At 63.5% G+C, this 934-nt stretch carries 1 protein-coding gene; it reads right to left on the bottom strand.

What is annotated here, in order from left to right:
- Window positions 1-30: 30 nt before the first annotated feature.
- Window positions 31-934, bottom strand: a 904-nt coding sequence (locus tag AC1D00_RS43005) for an AMP-binding protein (RefSeq protein ID WP_477014907.1), incomplete at its 5' end; no start/stop codon positions are given.

Below are 934 nucleotides of genomic sequence, written 5' to 3'. Positions count from 1 at the left end.
GCCGACGTCAGTCATGGCTCAACGGCAGCCCTACGCCGCCTCCGCCTTCTTCTCGTCGCGGAGCTGCCGGCGCAGGATCTTGCCGACATTGGTCTTCGGCAGGTCGGTGCGGAATTCGATGTGCTTGGGCACCTTGTAGCCGGTGAGCTGCTCCTGACAGAACTTGATCACGGCCTCGGCGGTGAGGTTCTGGTCCTTCTTCACCACGAAGGCCTTCACCGCTTCGCCCGACTTGGAATCGGGGATGCCGATCACGGCGCATTCGAGCACGCCCGGATGGCTGGCGATCACTTCCTCGACCTCGTTCGGATAGACGTTGAAGCCGGAGACCAGGATCATGTCCTTCTTGCGGTCGACGATCTTGGTGTAGCCCTTCTCGTCCATCACGCCGATGTCGCCGGTGCGGAAATAGCCGTCCGCGGTCATCACCTTGGCGGTCTCCTCAGGCCTGTTCCAGTAACCCGACATCACCTGCGGGCCCTTGGCGCAGATCTCGCCCGGCTGGCCGAGCGGCACCTCGTTGCCGTCGTCGTCGCGGATCGAAATATAGGTCGAGGGCACGGGGATGCCGATCGAGCCGGAGAAATCGTTCGTGGTCGCCGGATTGCAGGTCAGCGTCGGCGAGGTCTCCGACAGGCCATAGCCTTCGGCGATGAAGCAGCCGGTCACCGCCTTCCACTGCTCGGCCACGGGCCGCTGCACGGCCATGCCGCCGCCGTTGGAGATCTTCAGCTTGGAGAAGTCGAGCTTCTTGAAGTCGGGATGGTGCATCAGGCCGTTGTAGAGGGTGTTGACGGCTGGGAAGCTGTTGACCTGGTACTTCGCCAGCTCCTTGACGAAGCCCGCGATGTCGCGCGGGTTGGGGATCAGGAGATTGCAGCCGCCGGCGCGCACCGCGAGCAGGTAGCAGGCCGTCAGCGCGAAGATGTGATAG

The organism is Bradyrhizobium sp. P2_E8, from assembly GCF_056403875.1.
Note: the sequence above shows the minus strand (reverse complement) of the source record. Positions and strands in the feature narration are given on the sequence as shown.